This is a genomic window from Abiotrophia defectiva ATCC 49176 (assembly GCF_037041345.1).
Taxonomy (GTDB): domain Bacteria; phylum Bacillota; class Bacilli; order Lactobacillales; family Aerococcaceae; genus Abiotrophia.
In genome coordinates, this window is sequence record NZ_CP146287.1 from 700,416 (window position 1) to 721,978 (window position 21,563).

Annotated in this window: 26 protein-coding genes and 1 pseudogene; 15 read left to right on the forward strand and 12 right to left on the reverse strand. The window is 45.3% G+C overall.

The features are described from left to right. Positions 1 to 11 precede the first annotated feature (11 nt). The 4 genes and pseudogenes from amaP (V7R82_RS03380) (at position 12) to V7R82_RS03395 (ending at position 2,302) form a co-directional block, all read left to right on the forward strand. Complete coding sequence (amaP, locus tag V7R82_RS03380; protein ID WP_338543405.1) at positions 12 to 605, forward strand: alkaline shock response membrane anchor protein AmaP; 594 nt, start codon at positions 12 to 14, stop codon at positions 603 to 605. Positions 606 to 616: 11 nt separating this feature from the next. After that, a complete protein-coding gene (locus V7R82_RS03385; RefSeq protein ID WP_306487055.1) occupies positions 617 to 784 on the forward strand; it encodes a DUF2273 domain-containing protein in 168 nt (55 codons plus the stop codon). A gap of 20 nt (positions 785 to 804) precedes the next feature. Then, positions 805 to 1,362 (forward strand): annotated as a pseudogene (locus V7R82_RS03390) (Asp23/Gls24 family envelope stress response protein); the annotation flags it as partial. Between the two features lie 376 nt (positions 1,363 to 1,738). Then, on the forward strand, positions 1,739 to 2,302 hold the full coding sequence (locus tag V7R82_RS03395) for a DUF1643 domain-containing protein (protein ID WP_338543406.1): 564 nt from the start codon (positions 1,739 to 1,741) through the stop codon (positions 2,300 to 2,302). A gap of 106 nt (positions 2,303 to 2,408) precedes the next feature. On the opposite strand, the gene V7R82_RS03400 is transcribed toward V7R82_RS03395, so the two are convergent. Next, on the reverse strand, positions 2,409 to 2,690 hold the full coding sequence (locus V7R82_RS03400) for a hypothetical protein (protein ID WP_338543407.1): 282 nt from the start codon (positions 2,688 to 2,690) through the stop codon (positions 2,409 to 2,411). A 386-nt stretch (positions 2,691 to 3,076) separates the two neighbouring features. On the opposite strand from V7R82_RS03400, the gene V7R82_RS03405 reads away from it, so the two are divergent. The 10 genes from V7R82_RS03405 to V7R82_RS03445 all read left to right on the forward strand — a co-directional run bounded on the left by V7R82_RS03405 (position 3,077) and on the right by V7R82_RS03445 (position 10,080). Then, positions 3,077 to 3,316: a GlsB/YeaQ/YmgE family stress response membrane protein gene (locus tag V7R82_RS03405; RefSeq protein WP_023391812.1), complete on the forward strand. Its 240-nt coding sequence runs from the start codon at positions 3,077 to 3,079 to the stop codon at positions 3,314 to 3,316. A 60-nt stretch (positions 3,317 to 3,376) separates the two neighbouring features. Beyond that, the gene (gene amaP, locus V7R82_RS03410; protein ID WP_338543409.1) at positions 3,377 to 3,967 is read left to right on the forward strand and encodes an alkaline shock response membrane anchor protein AmaP; all 591 of its coding nucleotides are present in this window, start codon (positions 3,377 to 3,379) and stop codon (positions 3,965 to 3,967) included. An 11-nt stretch (positions 3,968 to 3,978) separates the two neighbouring features. Continuing rightward, positions 3,979 to 4,146, forward strand: coding sequence for a DUF2273 domain-containing protein (locus V7R82_RS03415; protein WP_023391814.1), 168 nt, complete (start codon positions 3,979 to 3,981; stop codon positions 4,144 to 4,146). Between the two features lie 21 nt (positions 4,147 to 4,167). Then, the gene (locus tag V7R82_RS03420; RefSeq protein ID WP_338543411.1) at positions 4,168 to 5,091 is read left to right on the forward strand and encodes an Asp23/Gls24 family envelope stress response protein; all 924 of its coding nucleotides are present in this window, start codon (positions 4,168 to 4,170) and stop codon (positions 5,089 to 5,091) included. Between the two features lie 223 nt (positions 5,092 to 5,314). Beyond that, complete coding sequence (locus V7R82_RS03425; protein WP_218970159.1) at positions 5,315 to 5,467, forward strand: DUF4865 family protein; 153 nt, start codon at positions 5,315 to 5,317, stop codon at positions 5,465 to 5,467. 951 nt (positions 5,468 to 6,418) lie between these two features. Then, positions 6,419 to 6,718 carry a helix-turn-helix transcriptional regulator gene (locus V7R82_RS03430; protein ID WP_291429511.1) on the forward strand — a complete coding sequence of 100 codons (300 nt, stop codon included), beginning with the start codon at positions 6,419 to 6,421 and terminating at the stop codon, positions 6,716 to 6,718. Positions 6,719 to 6,740: 22 nt separating this feature from the next. Continuing rightward, positions 6,741 to 8,036: a DUF308 domain-containing protein gene (locus V7R82_RS03435; protein WP_291429512.1), complete on the forward strand. Its 1,296-nt coding sequence runs from the start codon at positions 6,741 to 6,743 to the stop codon at positions 8,034 to 8,036. 466 nt (positions 8,037 to 8,502) lie between these two features. Beyond that, the gene (locus V7R82_RS03440) at positions 8,503 to 9,045 is read left to right on the forward strand and encodes a ClbS/DfsB family four-helix bundle protein (RefSeq protein ID WP_311466977.1); all 543 of its coding nucleotides are present in this window, start codon (positions 8,503 to 8,505) and stop codon (positions 9,043 to 9,045) included. Between the two features lie 168 nt (positions 9,046 to 9,213). After that, complete coding sequence (locus tag V7R82_RS09625) at positions 9,214 to 9,426, forward strand: phospholipase D-like domain-containing protein (RefSeq protein WP_422388392.1); 213 nt, start codon at positions 9,214 to 9,216, stop codon at positions 9,424 to 9,426. A 27-nt stretch (positions 9,427 to 9,453) separates the two neighbouring features. After that, the gene (locus tag V7R82_RS03445; protein WP_338543416.1) at positions 9,454 to 10,080 is read left to right on the forward strand and encodes a hypothetical protein; all 627 of its coding nucleotides are present in this window, start codon (positions 9,454 to 9,456) and stop codon (positions 10,078 to 10,080) included. Between the two features lie 140 nt (positions 10,081 to 10,220). Here the strand turns inward: V7R82_RS03445 and metF are convergent, their stop codons facing one another. Both metF and metE read right to left on the reverse strand, forming a co-directional pair. After that, entirely contained in the window at positions 10,221 to 11,087 is an 867-nt protein-coding gene (gene metF / locus V7R82_RS03450) for a methylenetetrahydrofolate reductase [NAD(P)H] (protein WP_338543417.1), read from the reverse strand. 5 nt (positions 11,088 to 11,092) lie between these two features. Beyond that, on the reverse strand, positions 11,093 to 13,345 hold the full coding sequence (metE, locus tag V7R82_RS03455) for a 5-methyltetrahydropteroyltriglutamate--homocysteine S-methyltransferase (protein ID WP_338543418.1): 2,253 nt from the start codon (positions 13,343 to 13,345) through the stop codon (positions 11,093 to 11,095). Between the two features lie 128 nt (positions 13,346 to 13,473). Between metE and V7R82_RS03460 the strand changes: the two genes are divergently transcribed. Continuing rightward, the gene (locus V7R82_RS03460; protein WP_314237840.1) at positions 13,474 to 14,415 is read left to right on the forward strand and encodes a LysR family transcriptional regulator; all 942 of its coding nucleotides are present in this window, start codon (positions 13,474 to 13,476) and stop codon (positions 14,413 to 14,415) included. Positions 14,416 to 14,846: 431 nt separating this feature from the next. Here V7R82_RS03460 and efp read toward each other — a convergent pair whose 3' ends face one another. The 9 genes from efp to V7R82_RS03505 form a co-directional block, all read right to left on the reverse strand. Continuing rightward, entirely contained in the window at positions 14,847 to 15,410 is a 564-nt protein-coding gene (gene efp / locus V7R82_RS03465; RefSeq protein WP_303886725.1) for an elongation factor P, read from the reverse strand. 101 nt (positions 15,411 to 15,511) lie between these two features. After that, complete coding sequence (locus V7R82_RS03470) at positions 15,512 to 15,664, reverse strand: hypothetical protein (protein ID WP_023391822.1); 153 nt, start codon at positions 15,662 to 15,664, stop codon at positions 15,512 to 15,514. A gap of 607 nt (positions 15,665 to 16,271) precedes the next feature. Further along, entirely contained in the window at positions 16,272 to 16,958 is a 687-nt protein-coding gene (locus V7R82_RS03475; protein WP_314693090.1) for a YjjG family noncanonical pyrimidine nucleotidase, read from the reverse strand. A 15-nt stretch (positions 16,959 to 16,973) separates the two neighbouring features. Next, on the reverse strand, positions 16,974 to 17,837 hold the full coding sequence (locus V7R82_RS03480) for a hypothetical protein (protein ID WP_338543425.1): 864 nt from the start codon (positions 17,835 to 17,837) through the stop codon (positions 16,974 to 16,976). A 30-nt stretch (positions 17,838 to 17,867) separates the two neighbouring features. Then, positions 17,868 to 18,353 carry a glutathione peroxidase gene (locus V7R82_RS03485; RefSeq protein ID WP_314693086.1) on the reverse strand — a complete coding sequence of 162 codons (486 nt, stop codon included), beginning with the start codon at positions 18,351 to 18,353 and terminating at the stop codon, positions 17,868 to 17,870. 163 nt (positions 18,354 to 18,516) lie between these two features. After that, entirely contained in the window at positions 18,517 to 20,016 is a 1,500-nt protein-coding gene (locus tag V7R82_RS03490; RefSeq protein ID WP_314693084.1) for a DUF438 domain-containing protein, read from the reverse strand. Then, positions 20,006 to 20,251, reverse strand: coding sequence for a DUF1858 domain-containing protein (locus tag V7R82_RS03495; RefSeq protein WP_023391830.1), 246 nt, complete (start codon positions 20,249 to 20,251; stop codon positions 20,006 to 20,008). Before V7R82_RS03495 ends, V7R82_RS03490 begins: the two co-directional genes overlap by 11 nt. Continuing rightward, a complete protein-coding gene (locus tag V7R82_RS03500) occupies positions 20,244 to 20,726 on the reverse strand; it encodes a threonine/serine exporter family protein (protein ID WP_303825001.1) in 483 nt (160 codons plus the stop codon). The genes V7R82_RS03495 and V7R82_RS03500 overlap by 8 nt, the downstream gene beginning before the upstream one ends. Continuing rightward, positions 20,723 to 21,493 carry a threonine/serine ThrE exporter family protein gene (locus V7R82_RS03505; RefSeq protein WP_023391832.1) on the reverse strand — a complete coding sequence of 257 codons (771 nt, stop codon included), beginning with the start codon at positions 21,491 to 21,493 and terminating at the stop codon, positions 20,723 to 20,725. Before V7R82_RS03505 ends, V7R82_RS03500 begins: the two co-directional genes overlap by 4 nt. Positions 21,494 to 21,563 lie beyond the last annotated feature (70 nt).

Below are 21,563 nucleotides of genomic sequence, written 5' to 3' on the forward strand. Positions count from 1 at the left end.
GGGAGACAATCATGTCAAGATTAAAGAAATCTCTGCTCTTCTTACTCTGTATTCCGCCATTAGTTCTATTTACTATCGTGTTGTATCGTAATCAGACCTTAGTTAATTTTGGTTGGCTGAAATCGTACCTAAACAATCTGTCTTCATTCTGGTACTATTACAACCAAACCATTTTTTGGCTAGCATTAGTCCTCACGATCTCAACCCTTATCTTGATGATTGCTATCTTATTCTATCCGCGTGATTACTCGGAAGTCATGCTTTCAGAAGCGAATGGACGATTAGCTATCAAGAAATCAGCAATTGAAAACCATGTAAAGTCGGCTATTGCAGCTTCGTCTTACATGGCTTCACCTAAAGTTAATGTCAAGCTCACTAAGAAAAAATGTGAAGTAACCGTAAAAGGTGACATTATCAACGGAGTAGATGTTGTCAATAGAACAAACGCATTGCAAAAAGAGATCATCAATGGGTTGAACGCTTATTTAGGCTTAAACCACGATATTTACTTGAATGTTAAGGTATTGAATACTGAAGCAGAGCAACATAAAGAAAAGCAGGCTGAAGTAGTTGAATCACAGCCAGTACAAAGCCGTGTGAAGTAGGAGGTATTATAATGATTAATAAAATTAAAAACCTTCCTTATCCAGTGCTCGGAGGAGCGGCTGGTCTCTCATTGGCGGCAAGTATCTTATTTATAGGGTTCTTCAGAACACTCTTTATCCTGATACTTGTGGGTATTGGTACTACAGTCGGCACGTATTTTCAAAACTCACGAAAATAATAGTAAAGAAGGTATAGGGTATGTCAAACAAACATCATACACCAAGCAATACTAATACAAACACACAAAATGTAGCTACAGATATCAAGGGCGAATTGTCTTATGATAACAAAGTAGTTCAAAAGATTATCGGTTTAGCTTTAGAACAAGTTGATGGGCTTTTAGCGATTGACGGTGGTTTCTTCTCTAACTTAGCTGACAAGATTGTTAATACTGATAATGTTACAACCGGTGTTAACGTAGAGGTCGGTAAGGAACAAGTAGCAGTGGACTTAAATGTCGTTGTAGAATACAAGAAAAATGTTCCTGACTTATATAAAGAAATCAAGCGCGTTGTGTCTAAAGAAATTTCTGACATGACAAGCCTTGAAGTTGTCGAAGTCAATGTGAAAGTAGTAGACATCAAGACTAAGGAACAGCACGAAGCTGACTCAGTTAGTCTGCAAGACCACGTGACTAATTTTGCGGAATCAACAGGCGAATTTGCTTCCAACACCTTTGAAAAAGCCAAAGAAGGTATTGGTAGCGGTGTAGCAGTAGTTACTGAAAAAGTAGGCGAAGGCTACGAAGCAACTAAAGAAGTCTTAGGCAATGGCTTTGAAGCAGCGAAAGATGCTGTGGGTAACGGCGTTGAGGCAGCAAAAGATGCCATTAGTTCTGGAGAAGATAAAGCTAAAGAGGCAGCAAAAGACGGCGCTGAAGCAGTAAAAGAAACAGTTAGTAGTAACGAGGCACCAAAACCTAGCCGAGTTAACTAATCCTAGGCTATATCGATCATTAGATTAGACGACCACTCTGGAATAGGGCGGTCGTTTTTTTTCGCCTAGTTGTGTATGCCTTTACATTGTTGTTATAATAGTGTAAATTATAAATAGGATACATAGGAATTTGCTGGTTCAGAGATGTGTAGAACCAGCTTTTTTAGACAATTAGTTCCATGAGAGATGTGATGCAATGGTAAATTATAGCTACTTAAAAGGCTTCGAACCAGATTATATACGATATGATGGGGACGATGATGCCTGTTACTTGTTAGAAAAAGAGGGTCAACGACCATTGGTAGTGATAGGTCCTCATCCAGTGAAGTCAGACCTAAGGATGCCTGATAGAATCACCTATCGGCTATTGAAGGCCTTGGGTGATGCCAATCATCATCTATTATCTGATTTGAAGTACGATGGTTGGGCTATTCTAAACGTACATCCACTGCGAGCAGAAGAGTTTGAGCCGATAGACTTCAGTCTCAAAAATCATGCCTTACTACAAGAGAATATTTGCTACATTGCGAATTATCTAGTATCAAGAGACATTAGCGCAGTCCTACTCTCTTGGGGCGAAAATGAAGCTGATACAGAGATGCTAAATGAGGCCCGCAAGCAAATACAAGACCTACTTAATGAATTAGGAATAGAGCAGTATGCATGCTCGCGTAACTCATCAGGAGAGCCAATTAGCCTTTTCTATGCGGGGAATCAGGCTATACAGAATGCTATTATTGATATGGCAGCTGATGTTTGATTTAGTAAAGTCTGAATTACATAGATAGAAATCATCAATCATATCTGCAAAGAAGAATAAGCAAAAAAAGGAGGCATTATGCCTCCTTTTTATCATGCTTCAGGGCTTATTGAACGGCGTCTTGAACCGCGTCTTTAGCGTCTTCTGCCTTGTCAGCAGCTGCTTCAGCAACGTCAGCTGCCGCGTCTTTAGCGTCTTCAGCTTTGTCTTTAGCTGCGCCACCAAGTTCTTTAGCTTTTTCAACAACATCGCCCGCTACATCTTTAGCGGTTTCGAAGGCGTTACCTGCTACTTCTTTGGTTTTTTCAAAGACATCACCGGCTACGTCCATAGCTTTTTCGCCGAACTCGCCAGCTTTTTGAGACAAATCTTTTAATAAATCAGACATTGTAATGTCCTCCTTTTCATTTGATGACCTAAGTATAACACAGGAAATTTTGATTGGAAAGTGCTTTAGCTAAAAATCGGTCTTAAGACTGATTTTTTCTAATTTGACTTCACATAAAAATCAAACGGGCATTAGAACAATATAAGTAAATATGTCATATAAACTGATATAAAGGCAATCAACTAATGAGCTATAGCTTGATTTTTGGTATGCCAACTTGTGAAATTAACTAAATTAGTTTCAAATCTTGAAATCTCATATAGTCAAAATGGTAAAAAATCGAAAGGGATATTGAACTTGCTTTGTAAAGTTTCCTGTGTTAAGGTTGAAGATGTAAGGCGGAAAGTTGTCCTTACATTGCAATTCTGAACGAAAGGAGCAATATCATGATCTGGTCTATTATCGTAGGTGGCTTGATCGGTTTAGTAGCCGGTAGCCTCACTAAAAAACGCGGTTCAATGGGGATCGTGGCTAACGTACTTGCTGGTTTAGTAGGTTCTTCTGTTGGTCAATTTTTCCTCGGGTCTTGGGGTCCTAGCCTTGCAGGTATGGCTTTAATTCCATCTGTATTAGGTGCCGTAGTTGTCGTAGCAGTCGTATCTGCATTACTTGGCAAAAAGGCTTAAGCAACCGAGAGGAAACACAAGCAGTTACACAAACATTAAATAGAGTATAGGGAGACTATCATGTCACGAATTAAAAAATCTCTGCTCATCTTACTGTGTATTCCACCGCTTGTTCTATTTTCCATTAATTTGTATCGTAATCAGTCCTATGTCAATCTGGATTGGATAGGAGAGTACCTCAACAAACTGTCTTCATTCGGGTACTACTATAACCAGGCCATTTTCTGGTTATCTCTCGTCCTGACCATTGCGACACTCATTGCGATACTTGTCATCTTCTTCTATCCGCGAGACTACACCCAAGTGGTCTTGTCGGAGGCGAATGGACGGTTGACAGTTAAAAAATCAGCGATCGTAAGCCATGTGAAGTCGGCTATTTCAGCCGTCTCTTACATGGCTTCTCCTAAAGTTAAGGTCAAACTCACCAAGAAAAAGTGTGAAGTAACCCTTAAGGGTGCCATTAACCAAGGGGTAGACGTTGCCAATAGAACAAACGCTTTACAAAAGGAAATTATTAATGGCCTCAATTCCTACTTGGGCTTGAACCATAATATTTATCTCAATGTGAAGGTCTTGAATACTGCAGCAGAGCAAACTAGCCAAAAAGCTGAAGCATTTGAAGCTCAGTCACAAGAAAACTTAGAGAACTAGGGGTAAGTCTTATGATCAAGAAAATCAAAAACCTACCCTATCCTATTCTCGGAGGGGCCATTGGCCTTGGCTTGGCAACTGTCATTTTGAATATCGGGTTTTTCAGAACCATCTTTGTTGTCGCGCTTGTAGGAACTGGCGCAGCAGCTGGTTGGTATCTTCAAAATTCTCGCAAATAAAAAGTAGAGAGGGGATAGGGTATGTCAAATAATCAACCTACATCAGATAAGACACTCAATCCAAGTCCTGCTGGCAAGTCTTACAATCGCAAAGCGATCAAAAAGCAGATTGGTCAGGCGCTAGCCAATGTTGACGGCCTCTTGGCAGTTGACGGTGGCTTCTTCTCTAACTTAGCGGGCAAGATTGTCAACACCGATAAGTTTACCAGTGGCGTCAAGCTAGTGCTTGGTAAGGAAGAGGCGCGTGTAGACTTAAATGTCATTGCAGAGTATAAGAAAAACGTTTCTGATTTATATCATGACATCAAGCATTTAGTGATCGATGTCATTCGGAACATGACAGGCCTTAGCGTGATTGATGTCAATCTCAAGGTCCTTGAAGTCAAGACTCAAGCCAAGCAAGAAGCTGATACTGTCAGTCTGCAAGATCATGTAACCCACATGGCTGAAAGCACAGGCGAATTTGCCTCCCATACCTTGGAAAAAGCCAAAGATGGGATTGGCAGTGGTATCGCTGCGGTGACAGGCAAAGTAGGCCAAGGCATTGAGGCGGCCAAGGACGCCATTAGTGGCGGTGCTGAGCAGGCCAAAGATGCAGCCGATCAAGCCCAGGATCTAGCCGAAGAAACTGCGGACCAAGCAGAAGACGCGGTAGCAGCCGGTGTTGAAGCTGTTGAAGAAAGGGCCGATGACGCTAAGGAAGTGGCTGAAGAAGCTGCGGAAGAAGTAGCACATGTGTCTGAAGAAACGGCAGAAGATCTTGCTGAAGCAGGCCAAGAGGCTACTGAGGACGCAAAAGAGCTAGCTCAAGAGGCTAAGGACCTTGCCGAAGATGGCGCCCAAGCTGTCCAAGCAAGGGCAGAAGACCTTGTTGAAGGCAGTCAAGAAGTTGCGGAAGAAGCAGTCAGTAGTAGCTCACAAGAAGCAAACTCAAACCAGGCTTAACCAGCCTCACCATAATCAAACATTTGATTAGTCGACCACTCTGGTAAGGGTGGTCGATTTTTTTACTAGGAAGACATGATTATCAACTAGGGCACCCAACTAGATTAAATGACAGACTATTGGAGAAGCGATATAATAATAGGGACCGAAGGTTAGATATTTGTTGAGGTGAACGACCATGCTAGCAATGCAATACAAAATTTAGTTGCCAGATAATCTTGATATGAATCTTTATTCGGCAGCGGTCAGAGATAATGGGACCAAGACAGACGGTTTTCAGAATTTAACTTTTAAGACCTACCTAATTTCGACCAAGGGTGAACATGATGCCCAGAGAAAACAAATATGCGCCCCACTATTAGTGAGTTTGGGTTGAAGTCTAGGCGTATGACTTGATAACCACCATAATCCGATAGTTGAAAGAAAATTAGATTTATACCATCTTCGTTTATCGTTTTATAAAGAGTAAAATAGTCTTCTTTTAGATTTTCTTGAATACTAAATTCTTGAATTATATTATCGAGTGATTTTCGTAATTCACGAAATATTCGTCTAAGTGATTGGTTCTCACTATCAAAGATTACTGTTAATCGGTCAATGCTGATATAAATAGATTTTTCTAGTTTTGATAAATCTACTTGACTTTGATATTCTCGTAGAGATTGAATGGTATTTTTCAACTGTAACGCCTCCTTTCTATGCTTAAAATATGCGTAATTCGTTGGTACTATTGATTTTTGCCAATGACTCGTTACTTAGGACGTTGTCTTAAGTGTATCGGTTTGCTGGCTGTTAGAAACGCCAGCTTTTGTGTTGGAGAATTTGGAGAACTTCGGGCTTCGGGCGCTCTGCCTTCGGCCCGCGCCCTTGCACTTGTTCTCCAATCTCCATCTTATTAGTTTATATACTAGCTAAATACTTGTCTAAAAAACTTGAGAGCAGTTCAAATGGTCTAAATTCAATTTCTTCGCCTCGAATGTCGTTAAATACATCATCATTTATTAAAACAGATGCTTCCCTAAACTAGACAAATAAAAAGAATGAGTGTCATTGTCTTTTGTTGCGTAATGTGTAGATTTCATAATATCCTCAACATAATCATTTTTCGTTTTTCATGGACTTTGTATTACCATTTTGGTATAATTATATGGATTCTAAACGAAAGCCTCAGAACTCTTTGTAAAGCTTTCTGGTGTTTTTTTGTATATTCATAAGTTAGCTTGTATCATCTATTTTTGTACGTTTCATATTATAACCAAAAAGGTTATATAAGTATAATACAACCTTTTTGGTTATAGGTCAATGAAAAAGCGAAAGGAATTTTATAATGTTAAAAGACAATATAAAAAAAGCCCGACTGGATGCAGGTCTCACTCAAATAGAAGTTGCTGAAAAGTTAGGTGTAGCTCAAGCTCAATATGCTAGGTGGGAAAACGGAGGGAGGAATCCAAAAGATGAAACAGTAAAAAAACTAGCTGAAATATTTGGAGTTACTTTTGATAAACTTCAAGGTAGAAATGATGGATTGGATGATATTGTAGATTTACTTAGAAAAGTGGAATTAACTGATGAACAAAAGTTAGAAATATATTTCTTGATAAAGAAGTATTTAGGTAGTGTAAAATAAGTTGTGTAAAGACCTTTGAACTATGAAGGAGGGTGCTACGGTGAAAAAATTATCTGTTGAAGAAGTTGCAAGAAGACGGACTTTATTGTTTGGGGTTCTTGCCGTCATTTTTGGGGTCCTCATTTTTCGAAACGGTGTTGGTTTCACCAAATTTTCCTTGGACCTATTAGCTGTTTACTTTTTAGTCGATGGACTAGGAAGCTTTCTTCTGCGCTTTATGTTGCGTCGCAAGTCTATTTCCTATAGCCATTCCATTTGGTTAATTTTTCTTTCGGTTAGTTTGAGTTGGTTGAATCGATTGACCAATTTACCCGTTGATTTGATTGTAATTTGTTTAGGAGCTTACCAGTTGGGAACAGCTCTGATTTATGCCATTACATTTTGGCTTTACAAGGCCAATCGTGTAAAAGGAGGCTGGTTCTATTTATTGGATGCTCTTTTGAACGGGGGGATTGGTATAGCAAGCGTCTTGGGACCTAGTTCAGATGGGCACTTTCAATTTATCATCTTGGGGACTTATCTGGTCTTGTTGGGGATTTCTAATATTCGAGATGGTATTTTATTTGATAAAGACCAACAAGGCCAGGTGTTAAAACGTCGCTTTCGTATTAGCCTACCTGTTATCTTTGCTGCTTTTATCCCAGCTGAATCGCTAAAACGGTTTAACCAATTTCTTCAAAAAGGAAGTTCGGCGGGTCATAGCGGTCCTTATCGACTGGTGAAAAAAGAAGAAGAGGCAAGAGAATTAGAAATTTTAGTTCATACTTCTGATAGCAACCTATTTGGTGCCATTGGGCATGTTGATATTTGTTACCAGGGGACGGTGATTTCTTACGGAAGTTACGATCCCTTTTCAGAGCGTCTGTTTGGGACGATTGGCGATGGCGTACTTTTTAAAGTGGATAAGGAACCATACATCGAACTATGTAAAAAGGAGAGTCACAAGACTCTGTTTGGATACAGTCTATCCCTTACTGAAGAAGAGAGTCAGGCAGTGGAGAAGCGTCTAGCTGAGATTGATCAGTTATTAACACCTTGGGATCCGCCTAGTAGGTTACAAGAAGACGGTCAGCCGACCTATGCCTACAAATTGAAGTATGATTTAGGGGCTGAGCTATATAAATTTACTTCTTCGCGTTTTAAATCTTATTTTGTTCTGTCTACTAATTGCTGCCTGTTAGCAGATTCAATTGTGGGACAGGCGGGAACGGCCGTATTAGATGTGCGGGGAGTGATTGCACCAGGGACCTATCAAGATTATTTAGAATACGAATTTGAAGCTCCAAATGGACTGGTCCATACACGAACAGTATATTAAGAAAAGAAAGACAGATTCTAAATTTTGAGAAATCTGTCTTTTCTGCACTATATTTTACAATTTATCTATTAAATAAAAAATAATTTGAAGACACAGGTATGTTGATGGAAATAAACGAGGTTAAAGGGACTTAGTAAAGAATAGAAAAGCGAACTCGAACAGGATATAATTGATTATATAAAACAGTGGAGCCAATAAAATTTGGTAGCTTTTTGGTAGCTAAACAGACAGAATATCAAGTTTCTTTAAAACAATACAAAAAAAGAATGTTGATTTATCGGTATTCTTTTTTAATTCAAATAGTTTCTCGGAATTAGAAATAGTGGGAAAATAAGGAAAAAGCCCTTTTAAATAAGGCTTTTGAGGTAGTTTTTTATCTTTTAATCTATTTGAGCAACAAGAATAGAACATCAGAAGAAAACTCAAAAACCATATTGAGATATAGCGTAAAGTAGGAGGAAATATTATGCCAAGACCAAGAACAAAAGAAGATTTAATGATTGCAGCGAAAGAAAACTATGATAAGTTGAACGTATTAATTGCTAAGCTATCTGACGAAGAATTAAACACACCTTTTGACTTTTCAAGTGATGAAAAAAAGAAAGAGGCTCATTGGAAAAGAGATAAAAATCTAAGAGATATTTTGATTCATTTATATGAATGGCACCAGCTTCTTTTGAATTGGGTAGATACAAATTTAAAGGGAGTGGCAAAACCTTTTATTCCAGCTCCATATAATTGGAAAACTTATGGAGATATGAATGTCGAGTTTTGGGAAAAACATCAAAATACTTCTCTTGAAGATGCAAAAGAAATGTTTCATAAATCGCATGAAGATATTTTAGAATTAGCTGAGAGATTTACAAACGAAGAATTATTTTCAAAAGATGTCTATAAGTGGGTAGGAGGAAGTGTACTTGGTTCGTATTTTGTAAGCACTACTTCAAGTCATTATGATTGGGCGATGAAGAAATTAAAAGCACATCAAAAAAATTGTAAGAAAAAATAAGCAGATATGGAGATGGTAGAAAGCATTTTACGAAGGTAAAAGGAATATTATCTTCAAAAAATGGAATGAATTTATTCAGAGGCTGTACACATGGTTATCATGTCGTAGGAAAATTCTAATAATCCTACTGTTGTTAAATTAAATAATGCTCATATAGAAAATTACGCTATTAGAAGATTTGGGAATAATAATAAAAATCAACTCCATCATAAATTCGCAGTGATAGACTTTGAGACTGTAATAGAGGGGTCGATAAATTGGTCTGAGAATGCCGAAAGTAATCTTGAGACTGTTTCCATTATTCGAAGTAGAAAAATGGCTATAAAATTTTCAGAAGAATTTATAAGTTTAATCCAAAAAATAAGGCAAGAAGAGAAATGAGTCTTAGACTTGGTTGAGAGGTTTTAAATGAAGATTATTATCGGGCAATCTCCATATGGGACGAATAATGGATACGGACCTTTAAAAGTTAATATAAATCAACTTATCAACTACAAAAAAATTTTTGACAGTGTAGATAGTGACATAACAGTTGCTTTTATCCCAGAATTTACAGATAAAAGTATGAATCCGGATAGAATAGATACATTTAGGCGAATTATGTCTTTGTTACTTGGCAAGAAAGAAGCGAAACGGAAGATTATAGAAATAAATAATAGTTTACAGAATATCGGTGATGGTGAATCTAATAATATAAGTAAAGACTTAGCTGTTTTTTTTGATGAGAAAGAAGTGATTTTGCTAAATACATTTGAAGATAAGAAGTGTAGGCAAGAAAACATATTGGTTCAAAAGTGTTTCGAATACGTTAAGCAGCATAGTGAGGAGTGCCAAATGCTATTGCTTGGGTCTAAAGCGATAGAAGTTTGGGAAAGATGGAAAAAAGCTAATAACTGTGACTATTCAGCCTTTAAATATCCGCATCCATCTAGAGTATCTGGATATAATAAGAGTTGGAATGCGATAGATTACAAAAAAATAGAATTAGCAACTTACAGTAAAAGACATGACATTGAAACATTTCAACTTGATTGATTTTGTGAATTAGCCCATTACTTTTATATCTAACTAAAAAACGATAAGCATATACTTCTAGCGGATATTACTGGAGAATAATACCAATTTTATGTCCACAAAAAAGCCAGCCCTCTAGGGCTGGCTCTTCTATTTCATTTTCACTTAAACAAGGCCTTAGCCGCGTCCGCGATATAGTGGGCGGTGTCCGACTGGTTCATGGTATAGAGATGAATCCCGTCGGCGCCTTGGGTAATGAGATCGACAATTTGGTCCAGGGCATAAGCTAGGCCGGCTGCCCGGAGGGCTTGAGGCTCGTGCTCGTACTTGTCCAGGATGGCTTTGAACTTGCGAGGCAACTTAGTGGTCTCACAGGTGGTCAGCAGGCGCAGGGCCTGGTTGCGGTTGACGATGGGCATGATACCCGCTAGGATTGGCACTTCGACATTGGCCAAGGCGCACTTTTCCTGGAAATGATAGAAGCAATCATTGTCGAAGAAGAGTTGGGTGATCAGGCGGTCAACGCCAGCGTCTACCTTGCGCTTAAGGAAGCGGATGTCCGCGACCGCATTAGGCGCGTCGGGATGGACTTCCGGATAGCAGGCCGCCGTAATGTCGAAGTGGGGCTTGCGCTCCTTAATGAAATGGATGAGCTCTTCCGCATAAGAGAAGTCGCCGACCGGCTCCAGGCCTTCCAGAATGTCGCCGCGCAGGGCCAGGACCCGACGGATGCCCAGTTGGTCCAGAGAGTCCAAGCTAGCCGCCACGCGCTCCTTGCTCAGGTACATAGCTGGCAGGTGGGCGATGGTCGGGATGTGCAGGGTGTTCTGAACGTGATTGGCAACCTTGAGGGTGGTTTCCTCAATATTAGGCTGGCGGTTGCTGCAGGTGACACTGATGAAGTCCGGCTTGAGTTCCGCCAAATCATTCAAAGTATGGGTCAGTCTCTCCGCCCCAACTTGGGTGTTGGGCGGGAAGACTTCATAGGATAAGGATGGATGGTGGAAGGGTGCCGGTGGCTGAGTCATAGGGGTTAGAGCTCCTCTCGAATGTTACGGGTAGCCTGGGTTAAGTTAACCAAGCTAGCCTTAGTTTCTGGAATACCACGCGTCTTGAGACCGCAGTCTGGGTTGATCCAGACACGTTCAGTTGGCACTTTGGCCAAGATAGCGCGGATGGTGTGTTCAATTTCTTCCACAGAAGGGACACGAGGGGAGTGAATGTCGTAAACCCCAGGACCTACTTGTAATTGGAAGTTTTGGCGTTCTAATTCATCCAAGATGTGGAGGTTAGAACGAGATGCTTCGAAGGAAATCACGTCAGCATCTAATTGCTCGATAGCAGGGATGATGTCAGTGAATTCACTGTAGCACATGTGAGTATGGATTTGAGTAGTTGGTGCCACGCCGGAGTGAACCAAGCGGAAGGCTGGAATAGCCCAGTCTAGGTATTCAGAGTACCAGTCAGACTTACGCAAAGGTAATTTCTCACGGAGGGCAGCTTCGTCGATTTGGATGATGTGAATGCCGGCAGCTTCCAAGTCAAGGACTTCTTCACGGATAGCCAAAGCAATTTGCAGGGTAGATTCCTTGATAGTGATGTCTTCACGTGGGAAGGACCAGTTAAGGATGGTGACCGGACCGGTTAACATCCCTTTAACAGGAAGGTCGGATTGGGCTTGCGCGTAAGCAGACCACTTAACGGTGATTGGACGTTCACGCTTAACGTCGCCCCAGATGATTGGTGGCTTCACGCCGCGGGTCCCGTAGGATTGTACCCAACCGTTCTTAGAGAAGAGGTAACCGGATAGGTTCTCACCGAAGTATTCCACCATGTCGTTACGCTCGAATTCACCGTGAACGAGAACGTCAAGGCCGATTTCTTCTTGCCATTTGATCCATTCGTCGATTTCAGCTTCGATGAAGGCAGTGTATTCTGCTTCTGTCTTCTCGCCACGACGGAAGGTCGCGCGGTTAACCTTAACTTCGCGTGTTTGTGGGAAGCTCCCGATAGTGGTGGTAGGTAAGACTGGTAAATTGAAGGCTTGGTGTTGAGCCTTAGCACGTTCAGCCAAAGCAGGTTGGCGGGTGAAGGCTGCGTCATCTAAGCCAGCCAATTGACTGGCTAATTCCGCATTGCGAACGGTGCGTTCTGCTGCAAAGAGGGCCTTGTTAGCTGCCAAGAATTCATCCCCTTGACCAGCACGGATAGCATCCAATTCACGTAACTCGTCTAATTTCTCAGCGGCAAAAGCGAAGTGAGCCAAGATTTCAGGCGCAAACTCTTCGTTAGCTGTAGTGAAAGGTACGTGGAGGAGAGAACATGAAGTCGATAGGACCACGTTTTGGGCTGGAATTTCTTCTAAGAGGGCTAAGGTCTTAGCGTAGTCGTTGCGCCAGATGTTCTTACCGTTAACCACCCCTGCGTAGAGGACCTTGTCAGCTGGGAAGCCGTGTTCTTTGACTAATTCTAAGGTCTTGCGGCCCTCTAAGAAGTCCAAACCGATGGCTTCAACTGGTAATTGTACCAAGTGGCTGTATACGTCACGCACGTCACCGAAGTAGGTTTGTAAGAGGACGGACAAGCCAGCCTTGTCAGCTAATAGGCCTTGGTAGAGTTTGTCGAAGAGGGTCAATTCCAATTCAGAGATGTCCTTAACTAAGGCAGGCTCATCTAATTGGATGTCAGTCGCACCTAAGTCAGCCAAGCGACGGAAGACTTCCTTGTAGGCTGCCACTAAAGGCTCGATGAATTGCACTGGGTTGACACCTTCAGCGTACTCAGCCAGACGTAAGAGGGTGAATGGCCCTACTAAGACTGGACGAGTGTGAATGCCTAAGTCCTTAGCTTCTTGGAATTCATCGAAGAGCTTGTGGCCGGCTAACTTAACTTGGGTGCCAGCTTCGAATTTAGGTACAATATAGTGGTAGTTGGTGTTGAACCATTTTTTCATTGGGAGGGCGCGTACGTCACCTTTTTCCCCTTGGTAGCCGCGGGCTAGGGCGAAGTACTTGTCCAATTCGCTCAAGTCAATGGCTTGCACTTGTTCAGGTACGATATTGAAGAGGACAGCAGTGTCCAAGAAGGTATCGTAGAGGGAGAAGTCATTACTTGGGATTTGGTCCACGCCACGTTCTTGGGCTAGGCGCCAGTGTTTAGCGCGGAGTTCCTTAGCAGTAGCTTGAAGTTCTTCAGCGCTGATTTCCTTACGGAAGTATTTTTCAGTAGCAAATTTTAATTCACGGTGTTCCCCGATTCGTGGGAAACCAATAATCGATGTTGTCATGCAATCGACCTCCTTATTGATAAGTCTATCCTATCATGGAAACGGTCCTCTTGAATAATTGAAAAAAAGTATACACGGTTATAGTTTTAGGTTATAATATACTGGAGTAATTCAAGGGAGTGACTATGATGCGAATCCAACAACTGCAATATCTTGAGAAAATCGTGGAATCGGGCTCGATTAATGAAGCGGCCAAGGCCCTCTTCTTATCCCAGCCCAGCCTCAGTAACGCCATTAAGGAATTAGAGCAGGAGATGGATCTGCAGCTGCTAGTCCGCCAGAAGTCCGGGGTCTCCCTGACCAATGAAGGCCGGGAGTTTATGATCTATGCCCGCCAAATCCTGGACCAGGTCAAGCTTATGGAAGCTAAATACAAGCAACACACCGTCCGCAAGCAGGCCTTCTCAGTGTCCGCCCAGCACTATGCCTTCGTGGTCCATGCCTTTGTGGACTTGATTAAGCAGGTGGATGCGGAAGAGTACCAGTTCACCCTGCGGGAGACCGAGACCCAGAACATCCTGGAAGACGTCATGTCCTTCAAGAGTTCCCTGGGCATTCTCTACCTCAATAAGTTCAACCGCCAGGTCCTGACCAAGCTCTTCAAGGAAAAGAAGCTCAAGTTCACGCCTTTGTTCAAGGCCAAGCCCCATGTCTTCGTCTGCCGGGACAATCCTCTGGCTCAGAAGTCGTCGGTCAAATTACGAGACCTAGAGGACTATCCTTACCTATCTTATGAGCAAGGCCAGGAGAACTCCTTCTATTTTGCGGAAGAGATTTTGAGTACTCTTAACCGCAAAATGCACATCAAGGTCAGCGACCGAGCCACCATCTTCAACCTCATGGTGGGCCTCAACGGTTATACCATTTCCTCAGGGATTATCTCCAGCGAGCTCAACGACGACAAGATTATCGCCATTCCCCTAGAAGTGGACGACATGATGACCCTGGGCTACCTCATGCCCCAACAGGTGGAGCCAAGCCCTATCACCCGCCAATACCTGGACCTCCTGCGGGCAAATATCCGCGGCTATGGGTTTGAGATTCTGGAGGATAAGGATAAGGACAAGTAGGGGGCTAGTTAGTTGGTTAGTTAGTTTCTGCCCGCCTGACGGCAATAGATTGGATATAATGAAAAAAGACCAGCTGCCTGGCCCTTTGTGGGGAGGTGGCTGGTTTTTTGGTGTCTACCTGCGGGGCGTGACTGCCAGGCCTCATTAAGCCAAAAGGCGGGGCCTGGTGCAGGGACCGGCTCCAGCCAGCCTGCGGCTGTCTTCCGCCTTGCCTGGCTATGGCGGGGCTAAGTCGCTAGGCTCCAAGCCCCGCTCATGCGCCAGCCATCCTGGCCAGCACCAGGCCCGCTTTTATCCATGAGGCCAGGTAGTCACTGGGGAGTGGGGAAGAAAGAGCTAGGCTCCTGGCCTTATGTGGTGAGGAGGCTGGTTCTTCTTATGACGCCACAACAAAAAAACGCCACTACCTCAGGGTAGTGGCTTCTTTATGCTTACTTGTTAGCGCGGCCGCTGTATGTACCTTCAGCGGTGTTGACAACTAAGTATTCGCCGGCTTCGATGAAGTCTGGCACGTTGACTACTAAGCCAGTTTCCATAGTTGCAGGTTTCCCAGAACCAGAAACGGTTGCACCTTTGATAGAAGGTTGAGTTTCGGTTACTTGGAGGACAACGGTTGATGGGAGTTGCACCCCGATTACTTCGCTGCCGTAGAATTGGATCTTAGCTTCCGCATTTTCCAATAAGAACTTCAATTCGCGTTCGATGGCGTCTTCTGCGATTTCGTATTGGTCATAAGTTTCTAAGTCCATGAAGAAAGCAGTGCCGTCTTGGCTGTAGAGGTATTGCACGTCTTTAGTGTCGATGTGGGCACGTTCTACCTTTTCATCTGGACGCATGGTGGTGTCCACAGTAGAGTTGTTGCGGACGTCACGGATTTTCATCCGCATGATGGTGTTACCTTTCCCTGGTTTGTGGTGGGAAATTTCCAATACGCGCCACAATTTACCGTCTAGGATGAAAGTCATCCCTGCTTTTAAATCACTTACACTAATCATCTTACTGCTCCTTTTGTCAGTTGAATTTGAGGCCAAAGCCTCGATACCTTCGTTATTATAGCATACCTTATAGGCAAAATTAAAGAAAAAAATGATGCGGGCTAGGATTTGCGCCGTTCATAGTAATAGAGACAGGCAATTCCCTCAAGTAGGGTGGCCGCCACGAGCCAGAGCAGGCAGTCGCTGTGAGCCAGAATGGCCCAGGTCACCGCCGCTAATAAAACACAGAGCAAGGTGGGGTGGAGATACTTCATGATCTAGCCTCCTAACTGATGTGGGAGAGGAAATGGACTTTTACCTAGTATACTTCAAGTGAATTGTGAAGTAAAACCTTTAGTGGAAAGGCGGACAGGAAATTAAGAGGCAGGCAGAAACTAGGAAAAGCCGCTAAAACTGAGGAGAAGGCCGGAAACTAGCCTAGGAAACTAGGGAAAACAGCCCAAAACAAGGCAAGCGCCAGGAGCCAGTGGTCCACTCCGCCGAGTGGACCACTAGCTGGGCTGGAAACTGGGGAAAGAGGCGCAAAACAGGGCAAAAGCTAAGAGCCAGTGGTCCACTCCGTCGAGTGGACCACTGGCTCGGCCAGAAACCTAGGGAAAGGCGCAAAACGGGGCAAAAGCCAAGAGCCAGTGGACCACTTTGTCGAGTGGACCACTGGCTCAGGCAGAAACTGGGGATAAAGCCTCAAAACAGGGCAAAGGCTAAGAGCCAGTGGACCACTCCGTCGAGTGGACCACTAGCTCGGTCAGAACCTGGGAAAGAGGCGCAAAACAGGGCAAAAGCCGAGAGCCAGTGGCCCACTTTGTCGAGTGGACCACTGGCTCGGTCAGAAACTCAAGGGGAGCCACAGTCCCCTTCTTTTTAAAGTAAAATTTCTCTAATACCGGCATAGTCCTGAACTACATAGGTCAGAGGCAGATCACTAGGCGCAGCGGCTTGATGCGGGTTGTACCAGAGGCTGTCAATGCCGGCCTGGTGGGCGCCCAGCATGTCGCTTTGCAGGCGGTCGCCAATCATGAGGTAGGCGCGGGTGTCGTCGACGCCGGTCATGCTACAAATGGCCAGGTAGAAAGCTGGGTCTGGCTTAGCCACACCGATTTCCTCGGAAATGGCTAAATGGTCGAAGTATTCCAGCCATCCAGCCTTAGCGAGGCGGCTACGCTGGGTGTCAGAAACGCCATTGGTGGCAGCAATTAGGCCATAGCCAGCCTGCTTGAGGTCAGCCAAGAGGTCGCTAGCCCCTTCAAAGGCCTTGCTATTAGCAATCAGCTGGTCGCGATAGTAGTCGTCCAGACTAGGGCCATGAGCCTGGTCTAGGTGAGGCTTGAAGAATTCTTTGAGACGCCGGGCAACTAGTTCTTCCTTGGTCAGTAAGCCTTGCTCTAGTTGGCTCCAAAGGGCTTTGTTATGGCTACGATAGGCAGCCAGAGTGGATTCCTGACAAGCCAGTCCATGAGCCTGGCAAAAAGCTTCCAAGGCTAGGCTCTCGCTGGCGTCGAAGTCCAGCAAGGTGTGGTCTAGGTCGAAGAGGAGGTATTTGTAATTCATTTTATCCTTTCCTTTTTAAAGGGTAGTAGGGAATGTAGATTGAATCTCGCTTTCAGAATAGCCTAATACGTCTCTGAAAAAAACAACTGGAATACCGATTTCATCTGGTTTAAATATTTTGTCGAAGTCAAACTGAAGTATATACTGACGCTCTAATAATAGTCGGAAATAATCTTTTGCTAACTTTGCTGACTGATTCTTAAAAATACGGTTAATATAAAAATCTTTCTCTTTATAATTCTCTTTAGAAGAGTTCATTAAGGTAATCTTCGTTTGAAAATCGGCAGTTTTGTATTCCGTATCTCCATTTAGTTTTCTTGATATTAAAGTCAAATTGTTTAGACAGTGTTTGTTTAAGTATCTATCTATGTTGCAATACAAGCAAGTCCAATAAAATTGGAGACTCATGCAGGTATTTGATTGTCTATTTGAAAGTGTTCTCGGCCATCTAATTCTTCTGATCAATTGCCTGCTAGAGTATTTATTTAAGCATTCTAGTATTGGGTCAGGTCTGCTTTTGAGTGTTTGAAAAGTATCATCAAAACTATTTTGTGGAAAGATATGCTCAATTTCCCATTTTCTGTTGTAATTACCATTCAAAAGGGGCGTGCGTTTATCAAAATCTTTCTCTACTTTACTATCCCCGCTGGCCAACTCAATACATATTAAGATAAACCTAGTATATTGTTTATGCGAGTAGAAATTAGTTAAATCTTTGCAACGGTTATTATATTTGATAAGATGAACACTAACATCCTTCATCGAATTAAAACATTTACGATTTTTTTTACTCCTGCTGTATTTGCAGAAGTCTTCCCAAACCTTATTCCCAAATATTCTTATAAACCTATCTGTAAAATCTGCTACAGATATCACCATAGTTAGTAACTCCTTCCCGTATACTTAGCCTCACTTCTCCCCCAACAATCGCTCAATATCACGGGCGATGCGTTCTGGCTTGGTGGTGGCCAAGTAGCGTTTGACCACTTGGCCCTGGCGGTCAATCAGGAACTTGGCGAAGTTCCACTCGATGCGCCGGCCCATGCGACCGCGTTTTTGGGACTTGAGCCAGGTGTAGAGTGGGTCGGCTTGGTCGCCGTTAACTTCTATCTTGGCAAAGCGAGGGAAAGTGGTCTGGTAGTTGAGGCTACAGAAGTCATTGATTTCCTGGGCCGTGCCAGGGGCTTGGCCCTTGAATTGGTTGCAAGGGAAGTCCAAGACGGCGAAGCCTTGGTCGCGGTAGCGGTCGTAGAGGGCTTGCAGGCCTTGGTATTGGGGCGTGAAGCCACAACCGGTGGCGGTGTTGACAATTAAGAGCACCTGGCCGCGGTAGGCTTCCAGGGCAAAGGGCTGGCCGTCTTGGGCCAAAACGCTAAAGTCCGTTACTTGTGTCATGAGTGAGCTCCTTAAGTTGGTGGTTTGTGTCTTGGCTGGGGGTTGAGTCGGGTGCTCAAGCCATAGTGCAGGCCTTGAGTCAGTGACTTGTGTTACAGCGAGCGGCTTGAGTCGGGGCGACCTGTCATAGCGAGCGGCTTAGGTCTGTCGTTTCAGGGCAAGTTTAGTCTTTGGCTTGCTCCCCATCCCCCTCCAAAGGCGCCAGGCCCCGTTTGTCTGGACCCAAATCCAGCAGGGGGGCGATGTCGTGGACATATTCCAGGACGCCCATGTATTGGTCCTGGTCATCGAAGACGCCGATATAGGTCACATAGGCAAAGCGGCCGTCCGAGCGGTGGAACCACATGGATTCGCTGGTCCGGCGCTTGTGCTTGAGGTCGTCAATCAGGGTCATGACCATGTCCAGGCTGCGGGGCGGGTGGCACATTTTAACGTGGCGACCGATAGCGCTAGGCACTCGGGGAAAGAGTTTGTTGTCAATAGCGATGGAAGTGTTGAAGTATTTGAAGAGGTCGTTCTTGTCGATAAAGGTAATCTCAAAGGGCAGGTGGTTGAGAATGAGGTTGGCTTCCTTAAGGCTGAGATAGCCGCCGCCAAAGGGCAGGTCGGCCTCGGGGTTGGGCGCCAGGCTTGTAATGGAGTTTGCAGCCGGGCTAGTAGTTGAGTCAGCGGCTGAGTTGGCGGCTGAGTCACTAACCGAGTTAGCGACCGGTTTAGCGGTTGGGTCAGCTTGGCCGGTGCCTGCCGCAGCGTCGATGCCTGGCAGTGCCTGCACTTTGGCCGGCTGCCCAGCTGGTCCGGAAGCCTCAGCCCCACGTCCAGCTCCAGCCAGCCCCCCATTTTCCCCTTGCTCCCCAAACTTCACCCGGCTTGGCGTCCACTCTTTGTCGGGCTGGATAATGGCATAGCCGAACTCGGGGCTGTCCTTGGCGATGGCCAACCAGTCGTCCTCGCTGAAGAGGGACAGCAGCAAGGGAATCAGGATGGCTTCTTCCTTGAAAATCATGTCCTTGAATTCTTGGACGAAGGCTTGGTAGGTGGTCAGGACTTGGGCCACGGAGGCATCCCCCGCATGGTCAACTAACCCTTTCAACGCCTCCTTAGCCAGGTCAAATAAATCCCGTATCTGGTCGTCCACGCCCCACATGACCTTAGGCGGCGCGTCGTGGCCGTAGGACTCCATGATGGGGAAGAAGAGTTCTTCCTTGCGGCGGTAGTGGCGTTGGAATTGGTCCAGCAGCTGGTATTGGCGGGTCAGGCCCCGCAGGAGACCGGGATCTAAGTCCTGGCCCTGGCTTTCCGCAGACTCCAGGGCGTCCAGCAGGCGTTGAATCCGGTGCAGGCCCGCTTGTAGGGCCAGGTTTTCTTGCTTGAAGATCCAGACGGGATGGCCTTCCTGTTGGCTGTCGGGCACTTCTTTGCCCTGGACGCCGGCGGCCATGACCTTGGCATGGACGGTACAGAGCTTCATGACGTCTTCGAAGCCCACGCCGTGGTCGCCATTCATGAGTTCGTGTTCCATGAGGGAGACTTCGATAGGCGACACATCGCTAAAATGGGCCTGGAAGTCGGCCTCCACACTGTCGGGGCTAGCCCCATGGTGGAGGCGGAGTAGGATGTCCTTGAGGACTTGAATGCGTTGGTCGCGACTGCTATTGGTCATGGTCATCCACTCCTTTGACTAGGTAGCCATTGTGGTGGAGCTCCTGAATGAGGACCTGCAGATCCAGACCAATCAGGCTGGCGCCCCTTTCCAGGCTAGTCACTGCGCCTACGGTTTTGAGCATGACGGGATTGCCTAGGGGCTTGAAGCCCAGGTCAATGAGAAGTTCCTTGACTTCGGGATGGGCCTTGAGGGTCGTGGCGACCGGCAGGCTGAGGTCGATCCAATTATCCATGAGACTGCTCCTTTCGCTTGGCATTGGCTTGGTTGCGCAGATGGTGGTAGATTTCCAGGCAGGAATCCACCAGGAAAATAGACAGGGCAATGGCCCCAGCAATCAGGGCGGATTGCAGTAGGTAGTGGCTGGCTTGGGCCGGATTGTCGTTGATATAGTAAAAGGCCGTCCGGTAGACGCCAATCCCCGGTACTAAGGGGAAGAAGCCGGGAATGTAGAACATGGTGACTGGCGCCCGGAAACTGCGGGCGAAGAGTTGGGACAGAATGGCAATGCCGATGCCGGCAACTAAGGTGGCGACGGCTGGCCCATGTCCAGGCATGACTAAGAGATAGATCAGATAGCCCAGAGCGCCCACCCAACCGCATTTGAAGAGGAGGGAGCGGGGGATTTCCACCATGATGGCAGCCGTAATGGTGGCCACATAGGCCCCGGCTGTTTGGAAGCAGAGGGAAAAGAGGGACATCCAGGTCATAGGCTCAACACTCCATTCGATACAAAGAGTCCTAGGGCGACACCTAGCCCTAAGCTAACGGCGATGACCAAGGCTTCCGCAATCTTGGCCAGGCCGGAGACGTAGTCGCCCTTGAGGGTGTCCCGAATCCCGTTGGTGAAGGCAGTGCCGGGGAAGAGGGGCATGAGGGCGGAAATAATGATAATATCCAGATTATGGGGCTGGGGCACACCCAGCAAGACGAAGGGCATAATGGACCCCAGGAAGAAGGTGGAGACCGTCCCGGTCATGAGGGCATTCATGGCTAGCTTGCCTTGTAGCCAGTAACCAAAAATAACCAGCAGGGCGGCCAGGCCCGACACAGCAATATCCCAGATGGAGCCGCCTAAGAGGACGGCGAAGGAAACTACCAGGAAGAAGACGGCCAGGTCGAAGTGGAAGAGGGTGTACTCGGAGACGTCCACCTTTTCCAGGCGAACCCGGGCCTCTTCTAGGCTAATCTCGCCCTTGGTCAGCTGGCGGGAAATATTGTTAACATGGTGAATCTTACGCAGGTGGGTGCCGCGATGCTTGATGCGGCGGACGATGGTAATGGGCTCGATGCTGGGGTCGTCTAAGGTGACGAAGAGGCCGGTGGTATTGGCGAAGACTTCAGTGGTCTGGCATTGGCTGGTCTTGAGGATGCGCTCGACCGTGTCTTCAATCCGATAACTCTCGGCCTGACTTTCCAGCATGATGCGGCCGGCCAGAACGGCGACTTCGGCAATTTTCTTATATTCTTGTTTCACGCGTGGTCTCCCTTTCTTGACATGTCTATACCCTATTGATTATACACCAATGTGCCCAGTCCGGCTAGTT

Bases quoted from the DNA above. Each gene is read 5' to 3' on its own strand.
- V7R82_RS03415 (WP_023391814.1), top strand. From the start codon at position 3,979: ATGATCAAGAAAATCAAAAACCTACCCTATCCTATTCTCGGAGGGGCC.
- V7R82_RS03400 (WP_338543407.1), bottom strand. From the start codon at position 2,690: ATGTCTGATTTATTAAAAGATTTGTCTCAAAAAGCTGGCGAGTTCGGC.
- amaP (WP_338543409.1), top strand. From the start codon at position 3,377: ATGTCACGAATTAAAAAATCTCTGCTCATCTTACTGTGTATTCCACCG.
- amaP (WP_338543405.1), top strand. From the start codon at position 12: ATGTCAAGATTAAAGAAATCTCTGCTCTTCTTACTCTGTATTCCGCCA.
- V7R82_RS03485 (WP_314693086.1), bottom strand. From the start codon at position 18,353: ATGACACAAGTAACGGACTTTAGCGTTTTGGCCCAAGACGGCCAGCCC.
- V7R82_RS03470 (WP_023391822.1), bottom strand. From the start codon at position 15,664: ATGAAGTATCTCCACCCCACCTTGCTCTGTGTTTTATTAGCGGCGGTG.
- V7R82_RS03495 (WP_023391830.1), bottom strand. From the start codon at position 20,251: ATGGATAATTGGATCGACCTCAGCCTGCCGGTCGCCACGACCCTCAAG.
- metF (WP_338543417.1), bottom strand. From the start codon at position 11,087: ATGACTCAGCCACCGGCACCCTTCCACCATCCATCCTTATCCTATGAA.
- V7R82_RS03475 (WP_314693090.1), bottom strand. From the start codon at position 16,958: ATGAATTACAAATACCTCCTCTTCGACCTAGACCACACCTTGCTGGAC.
- V7R82_RS03420 (WP_338543411.1), top strand. From the start codon at position 4,168: ATGTCAAATAATCAACCTACATCAGATAAGACACTCAATCCAAGTCCT.
- V7R82_RS03490 (WP_314693084.1), bottom strand. From the start codon at position 20,016: ATGACCAATAGCAGTCGCGACCAACGCATTCAAGTCCTCAAGGACATC.
- V7R82_RS03435 (WP_291429512.1), top strand. From the start codon at position 6,741: ATGAAGGAGGGTGCTACGGTGAAAAAATTATCTGTTGAAGAAGTTGCA.
- V7R82_RS03440 (WP_311466977.1), top strand. From the start codon at position 8,503: ATGCCAAGACCAAGAACAAAAGAAGATTTAATGATTGCAGCGAAAGAA.
- V7R82_RS03430 (WP_291429511.1), top strand. From the start codon at position 6,419: ATGTTAAAAGACAATATAAAAAAAGCCCGACTGGATGCAGGTCTCACT.
- metE (WP_338543418.1), bottom strand. From the start codon at position 13,345: ATGACAACATCGATTATTGGTTTCCCACGAATCGGGGAACACCGTGAA.
- V7R82_RS03460 (WP_314237840.1), top strand. From the start codon at position 13,474: ATGCGAATCCAACAACTGCAATATCTTGAGAAAATCGTGGAATCGGGC.
- V7R82_RS03395 (WP_338543406.1), top strand. From the start codon at position 1,739: ATGGTAAATTATAGCTACTTAAAAGGCTTCGAACCAGATTATATACGA.
- V7R82_RS03500 (WP_303825001.1), bottom strand. From the start codon at position 20,726: ATGACCTGGATGTCCCTCTTTTCCCTCTGCTTCCAAACAGCCGGGGCC.
- efp (WP_303886725.1), bottom strand. From the start codon at position 15,410: ATGATTAGTGTAAGTGATTTAAAAGCAGGGATGACTTTCATCCTAGAC.
- V7R82_RS03405 (WP_023391812.1), top strand. From the start codon at position 3,077: ATGATCTGGTCTATTATCGTAGGTGGCTTGATCGGTTTAGTAGCCGGT.
- V7R82_RS03385 (WP_306487055.1), top strand. From the start codon at position 617: ATGATTAATAAAATTAAAAACCTTCCTTATCCAGTGCTCGGAGGAGCG.
- V7R82_RS03425 (WP_218970159.1), top strand. From the start codon at position 5,315: ATGAATCTTTATTCGGCAGCGGTCAGAGATAATGGGACCAAGACAGAC.
- V7R82_RS03480 (WP_338543425.1), bottom strand. From the start codon at position 17,837: ATGGTGATATCTGTAGCAGATTTTACAGATAGGTTTATAAGAATATTT.
- V7R82_RS03445 (WP_338543416.1), top strand. From the start codon at position 9,454: ATGAAGATTATTATCGGGCAATCTCCATATGGGACGAATAATGGATAC.